Annotated in this window: 18 protein-coding genes; 12 read left to right on the forward strand and 6 right to left on the reverse strand. The window is 70.2% G+C overall.

The genetic code is table 11. The features are described from left to right. Positions 1-78: 78 nt before the first annotated feature. The 3 genes from trmL to ACZ5Z2_RS16785 form a co-directional block, all read right to left on the reverse strand. Positions 79-546, reverse strand: coding sequence for a tRNA (uridine(34)/cytosine(34)/5-carboxymethylaminomethyluridine(34)-2'-O)-methyltransferase TrmL (gene trmL / locus ACZ5Z2_RS16775; RefSeq protein ID WP_464759709.1), 468 nt, complete (start codon positions 544-546; stop codon positions 79-81). Positions 547-594: 48 nt separating this feature from the next. Beyond that, entirely contained in the window at positions 595-771 is a 177-nt protein-coding gene (locus ACZ5Z2_RS16780; RefSeq protein ID WP_464759710.1) for a hypothetical protein, read from the reverse strand. Positions 772-858: 87 nt separating this feature from the next. Continuing rightward, entirely contained in the window at positions 859-1,056 is a 198-nt protein-coding gene (locus ACZ5Z2_RS16785) for a hypothetical protein (RefSeq protein WP_464759711.1), read from the reverse strand. Positions 1,057-1,306: 250 nt separating this feature from the next. Here ACZ5Z2_RS16785 and ACZ5Z2_RS16790 point away from each other — a divergent pair, with 250 nt between their 5' ends. The 11 genes from ACZ5Z2_RS16790 (at position 1,307) to pssA (ending at position 13,711) form a co-directional block, all read left to right on the forward strand. Then, positions 1,307-4,186: a M16 family metallopeptidase gene (locus tag ACZ5Z2_RS16790; protein WP_464759712.1), complete on the forward strand. Its 2,880-nt coding sequence runs from the start codon at positions 1,307-1,309 to the stop codon at positions 4,184-4,186. 235 nt (positions 4,187-4,421) lie between these two features. Further along, on the forward strand, positions 4,422-4,820 hold the full coding sequence (locus ACZ5Z2_RS16795) for a DUF4156 domain-containing protein (protein ID WP_464759713.1): 399 nt from the start codon (positions 4,422-4,424) through the stop codon (positions 4,818-4,820). 163 nt (positions 4,821-4,983) lie between these two features. Continuing rightward, complete coding sequence (locus tag ACZ5Z2_RS16800) at positions 4,984-5,478, forward strand: MarR family transcriptional regulator (RefSeq protein ID WP_464759714.1); 495 nt, start codon at positions 4,984-4,986, stop codon at positions 5,476-5,478. Positions 5,479-5,481: 3 nt separating this feature from the next. Then, entirely contained in the window at positions 5,482-7,587 is a 2,106-nt protein-coding gene (locus ACZ5Z2_RS16805) for an FUSC family protein (RefSeq protein ID WP_464759715.1), read from the forward strand. Further along, positions 7,577-7,777, forward strand: a complete 201-nt coding sequence (locus tag ACZ5Z2_RS16810; protein ID WP_464759717.1) for a DUF1656 domain-containing protein — start codon at positions 7,577-7,579, stop codon at positions 7,775-7,777. The genes ACZ5Z2_RS16805 and ACZ5Z2_RS16810 overlap by 11 nt, the downstream gene beginning before the upstream one ends. An 8-nt stretch (positions 7,778-7,785) precedes the next feature. Next, positions 7,786-8,817, forward strand: coding sequence for an HlyD family secretion protein (locus ACZ5Z2_RS16815; protein WP_464759718.1), 1,032 nt, complete (start codon positions 7,786-7,788; stop codon positions 8,815-8,817). Continuing rightward, complete coding sequence (locus ACZ5Z2_RS16820; protein ID WP_464759719.1) at positions 8,814-10,271, forward strand: efflux transporter outer membrane subunit; 1,458 nt, start codon at positions 8,814-8,816, stop codon at positions 10,269-10,271. The genes ACZ5Z2_RS16815 and ACZ5Z2_RS16820 overlap by 4 nt, the downstream gene beginning before the upstream one ends. A 141-nt stretch (positions 10,272-10,412) precedes the next feature. Next, positions 10,413-11,147 (forward strand): hypothetical protein, encoded by a 735-nt coding sequence (locus ACZ5Z2_RS16825; protein ID WP_464759720.1) that lies wholly within the window; start codon positions 10,413-10,415, stop codon positions 11,145-11,147. Positions 11,148-11,153: 6 nt separating this feature from the next. Beyond that, the gene (locus ACZ5Z2_RS16830; protein WP_464759721.1) at positions 11,154-11,648 is read left to right on the forward strand and encodes an RNA polymerase sigma factor; all 495 of its coding nucleotides are present in this window, start codon (positions 11,154-11,156) and stop codon (positions 11,646-11,648) included. Further along, a complete protein-coding gene (locus tag ACZ5Z2_RS16835) occupies positions 11,645-12,235 on the forward strand; it encodes a hypothetical protein (protein ID WP_464759722.1) in 591 nt (196 codons plus the stop codon). The genes ACZ5Z2_RS16830 and ACZ5Z2_RS16835 overlap by 4 nt, the downstream gene beginning before the upstream one ends. 78 nt (positions 12,236-12,313) lie before the next feature. Then, positions 12,314-13,711, forward strand: a complete 1,398-nt coding sequence (pssA, locus tag ACZ5Z2_RS16840) for a CDP-diacylglycerol--serine O-phosphatidyltransferase (RefSeq protein ID WP_464759723.1) — start codon at positions 12,314-12,316, stop codon at positions 13,709-13,711. An 8-nt stretch (positions 13,712-13,719) separates the two neighbouring features. Here pssA and ACZ5Z2_RS16845 read toward each other — a convergent pair whose 3' ends face one another. Then, on the reverse strand, positions 13,720-14,646 hold the full coding sequence (locus tag ACZ5Z2_RS16845; protein ID WP_464759724.1) for an LpxL/LpxP family acyltransferase: 927 nt from the start codon (positions 14,644-14,646) through the stop codon (positions 13,720-13,722). A 12-nt stretch (positions 14,647-14,658) separates the two neighbouring features. Beyond that, a complete protein-coding gene (locus ACZ5Z2_RS16850) occupies positions 14,659-14,931 on the reverse strand; it encodes a phosphopantetheine-binding protein (RefSeq protein WP_464759725.1) in 273 nt (90 codons plus the stop codon). Positions 14,932-15,087: 156 nt separating this feature from the next. Between ACZ5Z2_RS16850 and ACZ5Z2_RS16855 the strand changes: the two genes are divergently transcribed. Beyond that, on the forward strand, positions 15,088-16,011 hold the full coding sequence (locus ACZ5Z2_RS16855; protein ID WP_464759727.1) for a chorismate transformation FkbO/Hyg5 family protein: 924 nt from the start codon (positions 15,088-15,090) through the stop codon (positions 16,009-16,011). Here the strand turns inward: ACZ5Z2_RS16855 and glmU are convergent. Continuing rightward, positions 16,008-17,378 (reverse strand): bifunctional UDP-N-acetylglucosamine diphosphorylase/glucosamine-1-phosphate N-acetyltransferase GlmU, encoded by a 1,371-nt coding sequence (glmU, locus tag ACZ5Z2_RS16860; protein ID WP_464759728.1) that lies wholly within the window; start codon positions 17,376-17,378, stop codon positions 16,008-16,010. The two genes, ACZ5Z2_RS16855 and glmU, sit on opposite strands and share 4 nt — an antisense overlap. Between the last annotated feature and the right edge of the window lie 65 nt (positions 17,379-17,443).

The following is a 17,443-nucleotide window of genomic DNA, read 5'->3' on the forward strand; positions in this document are numbered from 1 at the left end:
AGCGACCGTACCGCTCGAACAAGCGTCATCGCCACTGGATCCCGGCCTGCGCCGGGATGACGGGTAAAGTCCCGGTGCCTACATGGCCGCGCCATCGAAACCGAGTTGCCGCCACGCCTCGTACACCGCCACGGCCACGGTGTTGGAGAGGTTGAGGCTGCGGCTGTCCGGCCGCATCGGCAGGCGCAGGCGCTGCGCCTCGGGGATGGCGGCCAGCACCTCGCCCGGCAGGCCGGCGGTTTCACAGCCGAACAGCAGCGCGTCGCCGTCGGCGTAGCGCACGTCGACGTGGCGCACATGGCCGCGCGTGGTGAAGGCGAACACGCGCGGCCGGCCGATGGCGGCGAGGCAGTCGTCCAGGCTGTCGTGCACCGTCACGCGGGCGTACTCGTGATAGTCGAGGCCGGCGCGGCGCAGGCGGGCGTCGTCCAGCTCGAAGCCCAGCGGGCGGATCAGGTGCAGCGCGGCGCCAGTGTTGGCGCACAGGCGGATGGCGTTGCCGGTGTTCGGCGGGATCTCGGGGCGGAACAGGATGACGTGCAGCATCCGGCGATTATCGCGTGCGCGACGGCGCGCAGGCGAGATGGCAGCGGATCAGCTGCGCGACAGCGGGCAAGGCGTGTTCACGGTGGTCGCGGCGCATGCGCTGTTCGTCGTGGCCAGCACGTGGGCAGCGGCCGGATGCATGGTGAGCATCGAGCCCAGCACCAGGGCACACACCAGCAGGCAGGCGGCAAACAGTCCGCTCAACATCACGGTTTCGCTTTTCATGGCAAGTCTCCGGCAAAGGTTTCGGTGGGAGTCCGGCGCGCCGGGAAAAATCCGTGGAAGGCGCGCATGCGTTCAGTCGCGGGTTCGTCAGCCCGGCTGACGCGGGCAGATCACGCCGTCGGCCGGCAGCGCGCATTGCGCGGGGCTGGCCAGCAAGGCATTGGCGATGCCGCCCGTGGCGAGCTGCGGCGACGACGGCGTCTTCAGCATCGTGCCCAGCACCAGGATGCAAACCAGCAGGCAGGCGACGAACAGGCCGCTCAGCATCAGGTTCTCGTATTTCATGACTGTCTCCGACTTGGGTAGGTGATTCCTGCACGAGGTACTGAGCAATCCGCGTGCCAAGTCGAAAAATATCTTCAAAGCATTGAAGTAATTCATGTTTTCAAATCGCCTTCAGCAGCTTGCCGCTTGTCCGCGGACAACCGCGCAGCCGAACCGGACAGGCCGCCCGGACGCATGCCTTTGGTCATCTGGCAAGAAATTGCGAACTCGCCTAGGCTCGACCGACACCCAACCCGAAAGGAGCGTCACGATGGGAAGCAAGCCCCTGGCCGTGCTGATCGCCGGTCTGCTGAGCGCCTCGGCCGGCCTCGCGCCGAACGCGGCGATGGCCGCCCCCGCGCAACATCTCGCGCCGGCCACGCAGCAGATTCCGGACATCGCCTACACCCGCTTCACCCTGCCGAACGGCCTCACCGTGATCGTGCACGAGGACCACAAGGCGCCGGTGGTGGCGGTGAGCATCTGGTACCACATCGGCTCGGCCGACGAGCCGAAGGGCAAGACCGGCTTTGCCCATCTGTTCGAGCACCTGATGTTCTCGGGCTCGGAGCACCACAAGGGCACCTACTTCCAGCCGTTCGAGGTGGCCGGCGCCACCGACATGAACGGCACCACCTGGTTCGACCGCACCAACTACTTCGAGACGGTACCCACCACCGCGCTGGACATGGCGCTGTGGATGGAGTCCGACCGCATGGGCCACCTGCTCGGCGCGATCGGCCAGAAGGAGCTCGACACCCAGCGCGGCGTGGTGCAGAACGAGAAGCGCCAGGGCGAGAACCGCCCCTACGGCCGCGTGGACGAGAACATTCTCGCCAACACCTATCCCGCCAACCACCCCTACCAGCACGACACCATCGGCTCGATGGCCGACTTGAACGCGGCCTCGCTGGCCGACGTGAAGGGCTGGTTCCACGCCAACTACGGCGCCGCCAACACCACCCTGGTGCTGGCCGGCGACATCACGGTGGCGCAGGCGCGCGCGAAGGCGCTGAAGTATTTCGGCGACATCCCCGCCGGCAAGCCGGTGGCGCACCAGCAGCCGTGGATCACCCCGCTGGCCAAGTCCACCCGCGGCGTGCAGCACGACCACGTGGCGCAGCCGCGCATCTACCGCACCTGGGTGGTGCCGCAACTCGGCAGCGATGCCGCGATCCAGCTCGACCTCGCCAGCACCGTGCTGGGCGGCGGCAAGACCTCGCGGCTGTATCAGCGCCTCGTCTACCAGGACAAGCTGGTGGACGACGTCTCCGCCAGCATCGCGCCGTTCGCGCTGGCCAGCCAGTTCCAGATCCAGGCCGACGTGAAGCAGGGCGTCGACCCGGCCAAGGTGGAGGCAGCCATCGACGAGGTGCTCAAGCAGTTCCTCGCCAGCGGCCCCAGCGCCGACGAACTCGACCGCGCCAAGATCGGCAACCGCGCACAGTTCATCCGCGGGCTGGAGAAGGTGGGCGGCTTCGGCGGCAAGGCGGTGATCCTCGCCGAGGGTCAGGTCTACCGCGGCGATCCGGGCGCCTACAAGAAGGATCTCGCCCGCGCCGACGCGGCCACGCCGGCCAGCGTCAAGTCTGCGGCCGACGCGTGGCTGGGCAAGGGCGACTACCAGCTCACCGTGCTGCCGGCCGGCAAGGACTTCGATCCCGCGGTCGAGGACGCGGCCGTGAAGCCGCTGGGCGACGCCGCCGGCAAGCCGCTGCCCAAACTGCCGGCCGCGCATCAGTACAGCGTGACCAAGAGCGACGTGGATCGCAGCAAGGGCGTACCGCAGGTCGACGCGTTCCCGTCGCTGAGCTTCCCGAAGCTCGAGCGCGGCAAGCTGAACAACGGCATCGAGGTGATCCTCGCCGAACGCCACACCATCCCGGTGACGCAGGTGCAGTTGCTGTTCGACGCCGGCTACGCCGCCGACCAGGGCGGCAAGCTCGGCGCCGCGAGCTTCACCTCGCGGCTGATGAACGAAAGCACCACCACGATGGATTCGGTGGCCGTGGCCGAAGCGCGCCAGCGCCTCGGCGCGATCACCAGCGTCGGTTGCGGGCTGGACACGTGCAGCGCCTCGCTCAACGCGCTCAACGACCGGCTCAAGCCTTCGCTGACGCTGTTCGCCGACATCGTGCGCGACCCCGCGTTCAGCGCCGCCGACATCGATCGCGTGCGCGGCCAGTGGCTGGCCGACATCGCGCAGGAGAAGACCCAGCCCATCGGCCTCGCGCTGCGCACCCTGCCGCCGCTGCTGTACGGCGCCAACCACGCCTACGGCATCCCGTTCACCGGCAGCGGCACCGAGGCCAGCATCAAGGCGCTGACGGCCGACGACCTGCGCACGTTCCAGCACGACTGGCTGCGCCCGGACAACGTGAAGATCCTCGTCGCCGGCGACACCACGCTGGACAAGATCATCCCGGAATTGAACGCCGCCTTCGGCGACTGGAAGACCCCGACCGGCGCGGTGCCGCACAAGAACATCGCGCAGGTGGCCGCACAGACGAAACCGCGCGTGTTCCTGATCAACCGTTCCGATGCGCCGCAATCGCTGATCCTGGCCGGCCTGCTCGCACCGTCCACGCGCGCGCCGGACAACCTCGCCATCACGGTGGCCAACGGCGCCTTCGGCGGCACCTTCACCTCGCGCCTCAACATGAACCTGCGCGAGGACAAGCGCTGGGCCTACGGCGCGCAGAGCTTCCTGATGGACGCCCAGGGCCAGCGCCCGATGCTGTTCTACGCGCCGGTGCAGACCGACAAGACCGCACCTTCCGCCAACGAGGTGCTGAAGGAGGCACGTGCGGTGATCGGTGACAAGCCGCTCAGCGACGCCGAGATCGCCAAGATCAAGGATCAGCGCATCCGCGCCCTGCCGGGCAGCTACGAAACCACCAGCGCGGTGCTGGGCGCGATGGACGGCATCGTCGAGTACGGCCGCCCCGACGACTATGTGCAGACGCTGAAGCCGCGTCTCGAAGCCGTCACGCAGGCGCAGGCCGAGGCCGCGATCAAGGAGATCGTGCAGCCGCAGGCGATGACCTGGGTGATCGTGGGCGACCTCAAGCAGATCGAGGCGCCGGTGCGCGCGCTCAACCTTGGCGACGTGCAGGTGCTCGACGCCGACGGCAAGCCGGTGTCGAAGTAGTTTGCCCGTCATTCCGGCGCAGGCCGGAATCCAGTAACGGCAAAGCTCGAACGAGCGTAATGGCTACTGGATCCCGGCTTGCGCCGGGATGACGAACCGAACGGTTCGTGTACATCCAACCGCCGACAGCCGGTAGAGCACACACCCAGACAGGCGCGATCCAGCCTCGCGCGCTAGCATGGAGGCCGGACGGTTCGCCGTCCGGCCTCTTCACAGACCGACATCGGAGTCGTCCATGCGCAAGACCGTGCTGCTGATCGTCCCCACCCTGCTGCTCGGCGCCTGCACCTGGGGCATCAACCCCACGCCAGCCTCGCGGAACGTGCGCACGGCATGGAACGGCGACGTCTCCGGCTGCCGCGACCTCGGCAAGATCACCGTCTCGGTGATGGATCACGTCGGCCCGGTGGATCGCAACGACATCAAGGTGCGCGACGAGCTGCAGGTGATGGCACGCAACGAGGCCGCCACCATGCACGCCGACACCATCAAGCCGCTGGCCGATCCCAGCGACGGCTCGCAGCCGTGGGGCGCCTACCAGTGCGGCGCGCGCGCCATCGTGCCCGCCGGCGCGAACAGCCCGGCCCAACCGGCCAGCAGCGGCGCCACCCAGACTTACCCGATCAAGGGCTGAGCAAGCCCGCCATCCACGGAACGAAGGGCGCCGCGAGGCGCCCTTCGCTTTCGTGCGCCCGGCATCCGCGCCGGCCGGCCTTGCGGATCGCCGGCATCCGGCATAAGATTCATTTCTTGATATTTCATATATGAAATACTGACTCGTACATCAAAGCCTGCCCATGAGCAGTTTCGACCCCACCGAACAACGCCTCGCCGTCACCTGCCGGCGCCAGCCCGCGTTCCCGCGCGAGCCGGCGGTGCTGGTGCGCCTGATCAAGCATCTCTACAAACGCGTGCACGACGATGCCAACGCGGTGCTCAAACCTTGGGGCATCAGCCACCCCGAGTACAACATCCTGATGATGCTGTACGGCACCGAGGGCTACGCGCTGAACCCCTCGCAGCTGGCCGAGGCGGCGGGCGAGAAATCGGCCAACATCACGCGGCTTGCAGACAGCCTGTGCGACAAGGGGCTGATCGAACGCAGCGCAAGCGACGCGGATCGGCGCAAGGTCAGCCTGAGCCTGAGCCACGCGGGGCTGACGATGATCGACGAGTTCATGCCGCCGATCTGCGCGCTGCTGGAGCGCCAGACCGCCGGCATGAAACCCGCCGAGACGGCCCAACTGGAGCGCCTGCTCAAGAAGTTCCTCAACCAGTTGGAGCAGGACTGAGCGATGACAGGGGCATCGGCCATCCAGGAACCCTCGGCACGCCGCTGGCCCACGCTGGCGGAAGTGTTCGCGGGCGAGGAGCGCGCCTGGCTGTTCGTGGCCAAGACCCTGCTGGCGGTGTACCTGGCCGCCTGGCTGGCGATGTGGCTGCGGCTGGAGGCGCCGTCCACCGCGATGATCACGGTGGGCATCGTGATGCACCCGCACAGCGGCATGGTGTTCGCGAAGAGCTTCTACCGCGCCATCGGCACCTTGTGCGGCAGCACGTTCGGACTCGCGCTGCTGTGCGTCTTCCCCCAGCAGCGCGAGCTGTTCCTGCTCTGCCTGTCGCTGTGGGTGGCGCTGTGCGCCGGCGGCGCCACGCTGTACCGCAACTTCATGTCCTACGGCTTCGTGCTGGCCGGCTACACCGCGGCGATCGTGGCGCTGCCGGCGATCGGCAACCCGCTGGGAGTGTTCGACTCGGCGCTGATGCGCGTGAGCGAGGTGATGCTCGGCATCGTGGTCGCCAGCCTGGTCAGCGATCTGGTGTTTCCCGAGCGCCTGCGCCCGGTGCTGCGGCGAAGCGCGCGCGAGCACTTCGCGAGCTTCATCGACTTCGTGCGCGGCAGCACCGGCGGCAGCATCCCGCGCGCCGAGATGGAACAGGCGCACCTGCGCTTCGTGCGCGCCTCGATCCAGCTGGAAGACATGCGCGCCTCGGTGATCTTCGAGGATCCGGAGATCCGCGCGCGCAGCACGCGCATGCGCCTGCTCAACCAGCACAACATGGCGGCGGCGACCAGTTTCCAGTCGCTGCACCACCTCATCAACCGGCTGCAGCGCGAGGGTCGCGCCGCCGAGGTGGAGGCACTGATCGCGCTGTACCGGCCCATCGGCGCCGCGCTGGAGACGGCGCCGGCCGACCTGCACGATCCCGCGGTGCTGGCGCCGCGCCTGCGCGAATGCGCGCGGCAACTGCCGGCGCAGGAAGCGACGCTGCGCGCGGGCCTGGCGCCGGGCCATGCGCAGCTGGCGTTCGACACCGGCGCCACCCTGCTGAAGCGCTTCCTCGACGAGCTGTGCGGCTACGTCGAAGTGGAACTGGCGCTGCGCGCGCGCGTGCAGCGCGGCGGCGTGGAGCGCGTGCACTTCCGCCGCGGCAACGACGCCAGCGGCGCCGTGGTGGCGGTGCTGCGCACCTTCCTCACCATGACCGTGCTGAGCGCGTTCTGGATCGCCAGCGGCTGGCCGTTCGGCGCCAGCGCGATGCTGCTGGCCACCATCTTCAGCGGCCTGCTCGCGGCGGCGCCGAATCCGCTGGCTTCCGCGTTCAACATGCTGCTCGGCTATGCGGCCGGCATCCTGGCCGGCATCTACGCGGCGTACTGGCTGCTGCCGGGCAGCGACGGCTTCGTGATGCTGGTCGCGGCGACCCTGCCGCTGCTGCTGGTCGGGCCGTGGCTCAACGCCCACGCCGAATTCAGCGGCATGGGCGGAGGCTACTCGATCGGCATCGTCTACATCCTCGCGCTGAAGAACCCGATGGTGTACGACCTGACGCATGCGTTGAACGACGCCATCGCGCAGCTCGCCGGCGTGGCGCTGGCGGCGGTGTCCTTCGTGTTCGTGCCGCGCGTCACCGGCAGCGGCTGGCAACGCCGCCGCCAGTTCCGCCGGCTGCGCGAGCAGGTGGCGGAAGCCGCCACCGCGCCGCTGGACGGCCTGCGCTGGCGCTTCGAGAGCACCAGTCGCGACCTGTTCCACCAGGTGATCACGCATACCCGTCCGGGCAGCCGCCAGTCGCGCGCCCTGCTGGGCTGGGCGCTGGCGGTGCAGGAATGCGGGCGTGCGCTGATCGAGCTGCGCCAGCAATTGCATGCCAGCGACGCGCCGGCCGCTGCGCGCGAGGCGACGGAGCGCGCGGTGCAGGCGGTGGCGCAGCTCTATCGCCAACCGGACGAAACGCGCCGGCAGCAGGCCGAGGACGCCGTGCGCGCCGCGATCGATGCCTGCGCCGCCGTCCCCGCGTTGCGTCCGCACCTGTACCAGCTGCTGGGCGCGCTGCGCGACGACGAATCGCCGCTGGCCGCCGCCACCGCCAACGAGGAACCCGCCCATGCCGCATGAGATTTCCGTCGGCGGCGTGCTGGTGCCCGGCCTGCTGCCGATCTTCCTGGCCTGCCTGCCGCTGATGCTGCTGGTGGACGCGCTGATCGGCCGCTACGGCCTGCATCGCTACGTGTGGCATCCGCCGCTGTTCCGTCTTGCCCTGTTCGCCTGCCTGTTCGGCCTCGCCGGTCTGCTGCTGCTCAACTGAGTACCTCCATGAACAAGACTTCGCTGCTGCGCTTCCTGATCACCGCCTGCGTGGTGCTGGCCGCCGCCCTGCTCGGCCACGCGCTGTGGCAGCACTACCTGTACTCGCCGTGGACGCGCGACGGCCGCGTGCGCGCCGACGTGGTGAAGGTGGCGCCGGACGTGGCCGGCCTGGTCAGCGAGGTGCGCGTGGGCGACAACCAGTTCGTGCACAAGGGCGACGTGCTGCTGGCGATCGATCCCTCGCGCTACCGGCTCGCGCTGGCGCAGGCCCGCGCCAACCTGCAAGCGGCCGGCGCCAGCGTGCACGCCGCCGAGGCCAACATCGCCGCGGCCAGCGCCGCCGTGGCCGCGCGCAAGACCGACTACGCGATGTACCGCGCGCAGGCGAAGCGGCGCATGCAGGTGCCGGCGGGCAGCGTGGTCTCCAGCGAGACGCGCGACAACGCGATCGCCACCGCCGAGGCGGCGGAAGCGGCGTGGCACCAGTCCGAGGCCGCGCTGAAGCAGGCACAGGCCGCGCACGACCAGGCGCTGTCGGCGCAGGCGCAGGCGCAGGTGGCAATGCAGACCGCCGAGCTCAACCTCGAACGCACCCAGGTGCGCGCGCCGGTGGACGGCTACGCCACCAACGTGCAGGTGCGCGTGGGCGACTTCGCCAACGCCGGCGCGCAGCAGCTCGCGCTGGTGGACAGCCGCAGCTACTACATCTACGGCTATTTCGAGGAAACCAAGCTGCCGCAACTGCGCGTGGGCGATCCGGTGGACGTGCGCCTGATGGCCGGCGGCATCCGGCTCAAGGGCCGCATCGACGGCATCGCGCGCGGCATCGCCGACCGCGACAACCCGGGCAGCCCCAACCAGTTGCCCAACGTGAATCCCGTCTTCAACTGGGTGCGCCTGGCGCAGCGCATCCCGGTGCGCATCGACATCGACGCGAGCCGCATGCCGGCGGGCAACGTGCTGGTGGCCGGCATGACCGCGACCATCACCGTGCATCCGCGCGACGACGGCCGCTCATCGCGGCAGGCGCAGCCATGAAACGCATTCCGCGAATGCTCGCCATCGCCGCGTCGGCGCTGGCACTGGCCGCCTGCGCCTCCACCCGCGGCCTGCATCCCAACGGCCACGAAATCGCGCCGGACAGCCTGCACGCGCGGCAAAGCCTCGCCGGCGCGCCGGTGAGTCCCGCCGCATGGCCGCGGCAGGACTGGTGGCGCGCACTGGGCGACGCGCAGCTCGATGCGCTGATCGCCGAAGCGCTGCGCGACAATCCCGGCCTCGCCGTGGCCGACGCGCGGGCGCAACTGGCGCAATCCGAGGCGCAGGCGCTGGACGCGGCGCGCGATCCCGACGTGGTGGCCAGCTACGCCGCCACCGGCGCGCGGCTGTCCGAGAAGGAAGTCGGCATGGTGCTGCCGGAAGCGGTCGGCACGTTCGCGTGGATGCAGAGCGCCGGCGTCGACTTCTCGTGGAACCTCGACCTGTGGGGCGGCCAGCGCGCCGCATGGGAAGCCGCGCTGGGCCGCAGCCGCACCGCCGAGGTGGATCGCCGCGCCGCGCGCATCCAGTTGTCGGCCAACGTGGCGCTGGCCTACATCCAGCTGCGCCAGGCCTTCGCGTTGCGCGACATCGCGCAGCGCGACGTGGAGCGTTCGGATCGCATCGCCACGCTCACCCACACCCTGGTCGCCAGCGGCCTGGGCCTGCCCGACAACCTGCTGCAGGCACGCGCCGAGGCCGGCATCGCGCAGCAGCACCTGGCCGCCGCCGAGGCGGCGATCGACAGCGCGCGCATCAGCCTCGCCGTGCTGCTGGGCAAGGGGCCGGATCGCGGCCTGCGGATCGCGCCGCCGGCCGAATCGAAGCCGGTGTCGCTGGCGGTTCCGCCCGACCTCGCCGCCAACCTGCTGGGCCGCCGTCCCGACCTGGTCGCCGCGCGCTGGCGCGTGGAAGCCGCTGCGCAGGACATCAAGGCGGCCAAGGCACAGTTCCTGCCCAACCTCAACATCAGCGCGATGGCCGGCTTCCTCGCGCTGGGCGACAACGTGCCGCTGTTCCAGCTGCCCGCACGCACCTACAGCGTCGGCCCCGCGCTGTCGCTGCCGCTGTTCGACGGCAAGCGCCTGCGCGCCGGGCTCAATGCCCGCGATGCGCTGTACGACGCGGCGGTGGCCGACTACAACCAGACCCTGGTGCGCGCGGTGAACCAGGTGGCCGACCTGCTCAGCCTGTCGCGCTCGGTGCAGAGCCAGCTGCGGACGCAGCAGGACGTGCTGCGCAACGCGCAGCGCGCCTACGACAACGCGCAGATCGGCTACAAGGCCGGACTGGGCACCGAGCTGAACACCCTGACCGCCCGCCGCGTGCTGCTGACGGCCGAACAGAACCAGGCCGTGCTGCAGAGCCGCCAGGCCGAACTGGCCGTGCGCATGGTCGAGGCGCTGGGCGGCGGCTTCGAGGATGACGCCGTGCCGGCAGGCGGTACCCGATAGGTGCAGCGCAGTCGCCGGGCCGGCTCGCACGGCATCGCGATGGTGACAGTTGCATGCCGTGATGCGGGGCGGAGAGCTGTAAGGTTTTCGCGGCTGGCGCGGACTAGGGAAGGGTCGCCACCACATCGCAAGGCCGCTGCCATGTCCGCCATCCCCGATCGCCTGTCCGCCACCGCCCCGCTGCCCGCAAGCCGCGGACTGCGCTGGTGCCTCGATGGCCTGCGCCTGTGGCGGCGCGTGCCGCTCAGGCTGTTCCTGCTGTGCTTCGCGCAACTGCTGGCGGAAACCCTGCTGCAGTTGATTCCGTGGATCGGCGTGACACTGTCGAAGCTGGTGGTGCCGGTGCTGCTGATGGGCATCCTGCTGGGGCTGGACGAACAGGCACGGGGTGGGCGCATGCGCTGGTCGTGCCTGCTGGACGGCGTGCGCCGCCGCCCGTTCGCACCGGTGCTGGCATTGGCGGCGCTGTGGGGGCTGGGTGTGTTCGCGGTGCAGCAGGCCGTGGCATGGCTGGCGTACGGCTGGCCGGCGGTGGACGCAGCGTGGCTGGGGCATGCCATGGCCCATCGCGAGCTGATGACGCCGACGTTCGAGCGGGTGTTGCTGTTGTCCGGCGTGTTGCCGGCCGTCCTGCTGATGCTGGCGCCATGCCTGTTCCTGTTCGAGGGGCAATCGCCATGGCGGGCGATCTGCGCCAGCGTGCGGATGGCTTGCCGCCATGCCGCGCCGTTCGCGGTGTTCCTGCTGGTGAACCTGGCGGTGTTCCTGCTGATGCTGGCGAAGTCCTGGACTTTCGTGCTGGTGCTGTTCCTCTCGCCATGGTCGATGGCGTGCGCCTACGCGGCATGGCGCGACCTGCGCCTGGCGGAAGGCTGAGACGGGATGCGCGAGGGGGAATTCGCCGCGCTGCTGCACGAGCATGCAGGCCTGCTGTCGCGCATCGCGGCCAGCTACGAGGCCGACCGGTCGTTGCGCGACGACTTGCTGCAGGACATCGCGCTGGCGCTGTGGAAGGCGTTGCCGGCATGGCGCGGCGAGGCGGCGCTGAAGACCTTCGTGGCGCGCGTGGCGCACAACCGCGGCGCCAGCCACGTGATCGGCTGCACGCGGCGGCCATCGACGCACGGACTGGACGAAGACCTCGCCGACCCGGCCCATGGCCCGGAATCGCACGCGCAACTCGAACAGAAACGCCTGCGTCTACAGGACGCGGTGCGCACGTTGCCGCTGACCCTGCGGCAGGCGGTGACGCTGGCGCTGGAAGGCTTCAGCCAGCAGGAGATCGCGGTGGCGCTGGGCATCAGCGCCAACAACGTGGCGGTGCGCCTCAACCGGGCGCGCAAGGCGTTGAAGGACGCATTGGGAGAATCGGCATGAATGCGGGCGACGACTGGGCACGCTGGGGCGACGACTGGCAGCGGCAACCGGCGGCCGACACGGATCGCCTGCGTCGCCGGGTGCGACGCAAGCGGCGGCAGATGCAGGCCGTGCTGGGCTTCGAGTGGTGCGCCGCGCTGATTGCCACCGGCCAGGTGCTGCGCCTGTTGCTCGATCCGGGCATCGGCTTGCGCTGGAAGATCTGGGCTGGACTGGCGCTGCTGCTGGTGTCGGCATCGGCGTATCTGTCTCTGCGCGTGCGTCGCGGCACCTGGCAGGCGGCATCCGACGGCATGCCCGAGCTGTTGCGGCTGACCGCGAAGCGGGCGAAGGCGGGCATCCTGCTGGCATGGCTGAACATCGCCAGCTTTCCGGTGCTGCTCGCGTTCACGCTGCCGCTGGCGGCGCCCTGGCTGGCGCCGTCGCGCTGGCGGCACGATCCGGCGCTGGAACAGATGCTGCTCCTGCAAGTGGGGATCAACGGCATCGTCCTCGTGCCGCTGCTGGTGTTCTTCGCCTTCTACATCCGGCGGCAGCGGCGGCGACTGCGCCGCATCGAGGCCATGCTGCGGGACTATGCGGAGTGAGGCGGCGGATTGTCCGCCAGGAGGCAAGAAAACAAGCACGGCTGCTTTCGTCGCCCGCCATTGCGTATCCTCTAGCCCATGAACACGCTGATCGACGCACCACGGCGGATTGCACGCCGCCTCGTCTCGCCGCTGCGCCCGAAATCGCGGGCGTGGCTGGAGACGCTGCCCGGCTTCGCCGTGCCGGCCGACGCCATCGAAACCCTGCACGGGCCGCAGGCCCTGCACCAGGCGCTGCTGGCGCAGATCGCGCAGGCCACGCTGCGCATCGTGATCGTGGCGCTCTACCTGCAGGACGACGACGCGGGCCGTGAGGTGATGGAGGCGCTCTACGCCGCGCATGCGCGGCGGCCGGAGCTGGAGATCGACGTCTTCGTGGACTGGCACCGCGCCCAGCGCGGCCTGATCGGCAAGCAGAAAAGCCCGGGCAACGCGGCGATGTACCGCGACTGCGCGCAACGCCACGGCGGCGGCGTGCGCGTGTGGGGAGTGCCGGTGCAGAGCCGCGAATTGTTCGGCGTGCTGCACCTCAAGGGCTTCGTGTTCGACGACACGGTGCTGTACAGCGGCGCCAGCCTCAACGACGTCTACCTGGCGAAGCACGGGCGCTACCGGCTCGACCGCTGCCAGCGCATCCGCGATGCCGCGCTGGCCGACAGCATGGCGGCGTTCGCCCTGCGGCAGTTCCGCGACAGCGAGGCGGTGCGACGGCTCGACCTGCCCGACCCGCCGCCGACGCGCGCCCTGCTGCCGGCGATCCGCACGTTCCGCCAGCACTTGCAGCAGGCGGGCTACCTGGTGCCGGTGGCGGCCTTGCCGGCCGGCGCCGTGGCCGTCACGCCGCTGAAGGGCTTCGGCCGCGCCGACAACGCACTCAACGACACCATGCTGGCCCTGCTGCGCGGCGCGCGGCGGCGCATCGTGCTGCTCACGCCGTACTTCAACCTGCCGCGGCCGGTGCGCGCGGCGGTGGGGCAGGCGCTGCGGCGCGGCTGCAGCGTCGACATCATGGTGGGCGACAAGACCGCCAACGACTTCTACATCCTGCCCACGCAACCGTTCCGCACCATCGGCCTGCTGCCCTACCTGTACGAGAACAACCTGCGCCGCTTTGCCCGCGCGCACGCGCGCCAGCTCGCCAGCGGCCAGTTGAACCTGTGGCTGTGGCGCGACGTCGACAACAGCTACCACCTCAAGGGCCTGTTCGTGGACGACGACTGCGCCCTGCTCACCGGCCACAACCTCAACCCGCGCGCGTGGGCGCTGGATCTGGAGAACGGCCTGCTGCTGCGCGATCCCGCGCGTCGCCTGCACGCGATGCACGAGGCGGAGTGGACGGCGCTGCGCGCGCATGCCACGCGCCTCGCCGATTTCCGGGCGCTGGAAAGCCCGCGCAGCTACCCGCCGGAAGTGCGGCGCCTGCTGCGGCGCCTGAGCCGCGTGCGGCTGGATCGGCTGGTGAACCGCCTGCTTTGAAGGCCGCGTTACGGCGTGCCGGAACCGTTCCCGGTGCGCCGCCAGAAATCGTGGAAGTTGAACCAGTTGTATGGCGCCACGCGCACGTAGTGCTCCAGCCGCGCTGCGTAGCGCGCGAGCAGCGCGTCCAGCGCGGGGCCGCGCCCGTCGCGCGGGATCTCCACGCACTCGGCGAACGGCTCGAACACCAGCCGGTAACGGTTGCCGCCGAGATAGAGGCCGAAGCACAGCAGCACCGGCACCTTGAGCGCGGCGGCCAGCAGCCACGGCCCCACCGGCAGCGGCGCGGGCGCGCCGAGGAAATCCACGTCGCGCTGCACCTCGCTCTCGCCCGCGCGGTCGGCCAGCAGCGCCACCATCGCGCCTTGCGCGCAGGCTTCGGCAGCGGCCAGCACCACGTTGGCGCTGCCCTGCGAAGCGTCGATCACCGCCTTGCCCACCTCGGGCGCCAGCGCCTCAAGCAACTCGGTCATCGCCGGCGTCTTGCCCTTGTCCAGCACCACGCGCAGTTGCGCATCGGGGCGGCGCGCGGCAAGCACGCGCAAGGCCTCGAAGCTGCCCTGGTGCGAGCCGACCAGCAGCACGCCGCGCCCGTCGGCCAGGCGCCGCTCCAGTTCGGCCAGGCCCTCGATCTCGATATCGAAACCGCGTTCGCCATGGGCCAGCAGGAACACCCGATCCAGCGTGGTGGCGGCATAGCCATGGAACTGGCGCAGCATCGGCCACACGCCCGGCGGACGGCCGAACGCGCGCGCGAGGTATTGCCGCGAGGCGCGCCGCTCGGCGCCGCGGCGCAGGAAGAAGTACAGCGTGATCGGGTACAGCAGCAGCCGTGCGAAGCGACGGCCGCCGCGCAGGGCCAGCGTACGGATCAGCCGCAGCGCAAAACGCCCGCCGCCTTCGCGTTGCGCGCGCCAGTGCGTGGCGTCGCCCATGCCTCGCGGGCCTCAGCCCTGGGCGCGATGCGCTTCGACAAACGCGCTCAGTTCGCGCAGGCTGGCGAAGATGCGCTGGTTGTCGGGATGGTCGGAACGCAGCTGGAAGCCGTAGCGCTTGGTCACCGCCAGGGCGATCTCCAGCGCGTCGATGGAATCCAGCCCCAGCTCGCCGCCGAACAGCGGCGCGTCCGGATCGAGCTTCGCGGGATCGACTGCTTCGAGGTTCAGGCTTTCCACGATCAGGGTAGCCAGCTCGTGCTGGGCGGCGGTCAATTCGGCCATGGGGCGGAAGCTCTGGAAGCGTCGTCGAATCAGTGAAATGCAGCCGCAAAGTGTAACATGGCGGCCTTGTCATTCCCGGTTGCAAGCATGGTCGAGGGTAGTGAAAGCAAGCGGGCCGACGCCGGCCCGGCATCCGCACCACGCATTTCCTATCGCATGGACGACGCCATCGCCCTGCTCGCCGAACCCGGCGCGCTGGCGGTGTTCGGCTTCGGCAAGCATGTCGCCGGCAGCGACGACCCGCGCCTGCTGCGCGTGCCGCTGGAGGCCTTCGATGCCCCCACGCCCTGCGAGCTGTGGCAGGTGGACGACCCGGTGCGGCACGGCAGCCACGGCGCGCTGCGCTGGTCGGCCGGCGGCGGCTGGCTGTTCGCCGCGCTGGAACTGGACGAGCGCGAGCACGGCGGCCCCGCCGGCGCGGCGCATGCCGCCTACGCGCAGCTGCGCGGGTTCGTCCGCGACCGCGACGAGCGGCAGGTGCTGCGCATCTGGAACTACCAGGGTGCGATCAACGAGGGCGACGGCGACGCCGAGCGCTACAAGCTGTTCTGCGACGGCCGCGCCGCGGGCTGCGGCGACTGGTTCGCCGATGGCTACCCGGCGGCCACGGCCATCGGCCACCATGGCGACCCGCACCTGCTGCAGGTGTACCTGCTCGCCAGCGCGCACGCCGGCACCGCGGTGGAGAACCCGCGCCAGACCAGCGCCTGGCGCTACCCGCGCCAGTACGGGCGCACCTCTCCCGGCTTCGCGCGCGCGATGCGCCTGCCCGCCGAGGACGCGCTGGCGATCTCCGGCACCGCCGCCGTGGTGGGCCACGCCTCCGCGCACGAAGGCGACACCGCCGCACAGCTCGGCGAAATCCTGCTCAATCTCGAAGCCTTGCTGGCCAGCGCGGGCATGCCGGCCGGCTTCGACACCCACGCACCGCTGAAGGCCTACGTGCGCCATGCCACCGACGCGCCGCGCGTGCGCGAACTGCTCAGGCAGCGCCTGCCCGGCGTGCCGGTGCTGCTGCTGCACGGCGACGTCTGCCGCAGCGAGCTGCTGGTGGAGCTGGACGGCTGGCGCTACGCCTAGCCCTGCCTGGTCGGCCGCTTCCAGGCCGGCAGCGTGACCTGCCGCGCACGCGCCACGGTGAGTTCGCCCGCGGGAGCGTCCTTGGTGACGACCGAGCCGGCGCCGATGGTGGCTCGCGCACCAATGGTGACCGGCGCCACCAGGGCGGCGTTGGAACCGATGAAGGCGCCGTCCTCGATGCGGGTGGCGAACTTGTTCACGCCGTCGTAGTTGCAGGTGATGGTGCCGGCGCCGACGTTGACGCCGCGGCCAATCACGGTGTCGCCGAGGTAGCTGAGGTGGTTGGCCTTGCTGTTCTCGCCGATGCGGGTCTTCTTCGTTTCGACGAAGTTGCCCACGTGCACGCCGGCGGCAAGCTCGGTGCCGGGGCGAAGCCGCGCGAACGGGCCGATGGTGCAGGGGCCGTGGGTGACCACGCCTTCCAGGTCGCAGTGCGCCAGCACCACGGTGCCGGCGGCGAGGCGCACGTCCCTGAGCCGGTTGAACGGGCCGATGCGCACCGCGTCGCCGAGGCTTACCTCGCCTTCGAGGATCACGTCGGCGTCGAGTTCCACGTCGTGGCCGTGGCTTACCTCGCCGCGCACGTCGATGCGCGCGGGATCGGCGAGGCGCACGCCGCCCAGCATCAGCGCCTGCGCGGCACGGCGACGGTATTCGGCTTCCAGGTCGGCCAGTTGCAGCGCGTCGTTCGCGCCCGAGGCCTCCACCGGGTCGGCGCATTCGATGCCGAGCGCGGGGCGGCCCTCGTCGTTCGCCATGCCGAAGATGTCGGTGAGGTAGTACTCGCCCTGCGCGTTGTCGCGGTCGATCCCGGCGAGCCAGACGCGCAGCGCGGCAGCGGGCGCGACCAGGATGCCGGTGTTGACCACGTCGATGGCGCGCTGTTCGTCGTCGGCGTCCTTTTCCTCGATCACGCAACGCACGTGGCCGTTGCCGTCGCGCAGCACGCGGCCATAGCCGTGCGGGTCGGCGACGCGGATCGCCAGCAGGCCGAAGCCGCCTTCCACCTGCGTCAGTTCATGCAGCGTCTCGGCGCGGATCAGCGGCACGTCGCCGTAGAGCACCAGCACCCGCGCCGCGTCGGGCACGTCGGGCAGGGCCTGCTCCACCGCATGACCGGTGCCCAGGCGCTGGGCCTGCAGCACCCAGTGCAGATCCTTTTGTCCAACGAACGCGGCCCGCACCTGGTCGCCACCGTGGCCGTACACCACGTGAATCGCGGCCGGCTGCAGCGCGCGCGCGGTGGCCAGCACGTGTGCCAGCAGCGGCCGGCCAGCCAGCGGCATCAGCACCTTGGGGCGCGTGGATTTCATGCGCGTGCCGGCGCCGGCGGCGAGGACGATGACGTGCAGCGGAGCGTTGTTCATGCGTGTCGGCCTGGGCATGTGCTGGCCGGAAAGTCTAGCAGCCCGTCCTGGCGGACTCCGGCTGC

Source organism: Rhodanobacter sp. G1 (assembly GCF_055397855.1).

Coding starts and splice junctions, on each gene's coding strand:
- ACZ5Z2_RS16800 (WP_464759714.1), top strand. CDS start 4,984: ATGAGCAGTTTCGACCCCACCGAACAACGCCTCGCCGTCACCTGCCGG.
- ACZ5Z2_RS16815 (WP_464759718.1), top strand. CDS start 7,786: ATGAACAAGACTTCGCTGCTGCGCTTCCTGATCACCGCCTGCGTGGTG.
- ACZ5Z2_RS16825 (WP_464759720.1), top strand. CDS start 10,413: ATGTCCGCCATCCCCGATCGCCTGTCCGCCACCGCCCCGCTGCCCGCA.
- ACZ5Z2_RS16805 (WP_464759715.1), top strand. CDS start 5,482: ATGACAGGGGCATCGGCCATCCAGGAACCCTCGGCACGCCGCTGGCCC.
- ACZ5Z2_RS16830 (WP_464759721.1), top strand. CDS start 11,154: ATGCGCGAGGGGGAATTCGCCGCGCTGCTGCACGAGCATGCAGGCCTG.
- ACZ5Z2_RS16785 (WP_464759711.1), bottom strand. CDS start 1,056: ATGAAATACGAGAACCTGATGCTGAGCGGCCTGTTCGTCGCCTGCCTG.
- ACZ5Z2_RS16780 (WP_464759710.1), bottom strand. CDS start 771: ATGAAAAGCGAAACCGTGATGTTGAGCGGACTGTTTGCCGCCTGCCTG.
- ACZ5Z2_RS16845 (WP_464759724.1), bottom strand. CDS start 14,646: ATGGGCGACGCCACGCACTGGCGCGCGCAACGCGAAGGCGGCGGGCGT.
- ACZ5Z2_RS16850 (WP_464759725.1), bottom strand. CDS start 14,931: ATGGCCGAATTGACCGCCGCCCAGCACGAGCTGGCTACCCTGATCGTG.
- glmU (WP_464759728.1), bottom strand. CDS start 17,378: ATGAACAACGCTCCGCTGCACGTCATCGTCCTCGCCGCCGGCGCCGGC.
- pssA (WP_464759723.1), top strand. CDS start 12,314: ATGAACACGCTGATCGACGCACCACGGCGGATTGCACGCCGCCTCGTC.
- ACZ5Z2_RS16855 (WP_464759727.1), top strand. CDS start 15,088: ATGGACGACGCCATCGCCCTGCTCGCCGAACCCGGCGCGCTGGCGGTG.
- ACZ5Z2_RS16795 (WP_464759713.1), top strand. CDS start 4,422: ATGCGCAAGACCGTGCTGCTGATCGTCCCCACCCTGCTGCTCGGCGCC.
- ACZ5Z2_RS16810 (WP_464759717.1), top strand. CDS start 7,577: ATGCCGCATGAGATTTCCGTCGGCGGCGTGCTGGTGCCCGGCCTGCTG.
- ACZ5Z2_RS16835 (WP_464759722.1), top strand. CDS start 11,645: ATGAATGCGGGCGACGACTGGGCACGCTGGGGCGACGACTGGCAGCGG.
- ACZ5Z2_RS16790 (WP_464759712.1), top strand. CDS start 1,307: ATGGGAAGCAAGCCCCTGGCCGTGCTGATCGCCGGTCTGCTGAGCGCC.
- ACZ5Z2_RS16820 (WP_464759719.1), top strand. CDS start 8,814: ATGAAACGCATTCCGCGAATGCTCGCCATCGCCGCGTCGGCGCTGGCA.
- trmL (WP_464759709.1), bottom strand. CDS start 546: ATGCTGCACGTCATCCTGTTCCGCCCCGAGATCCCGCCGAACACCGGC.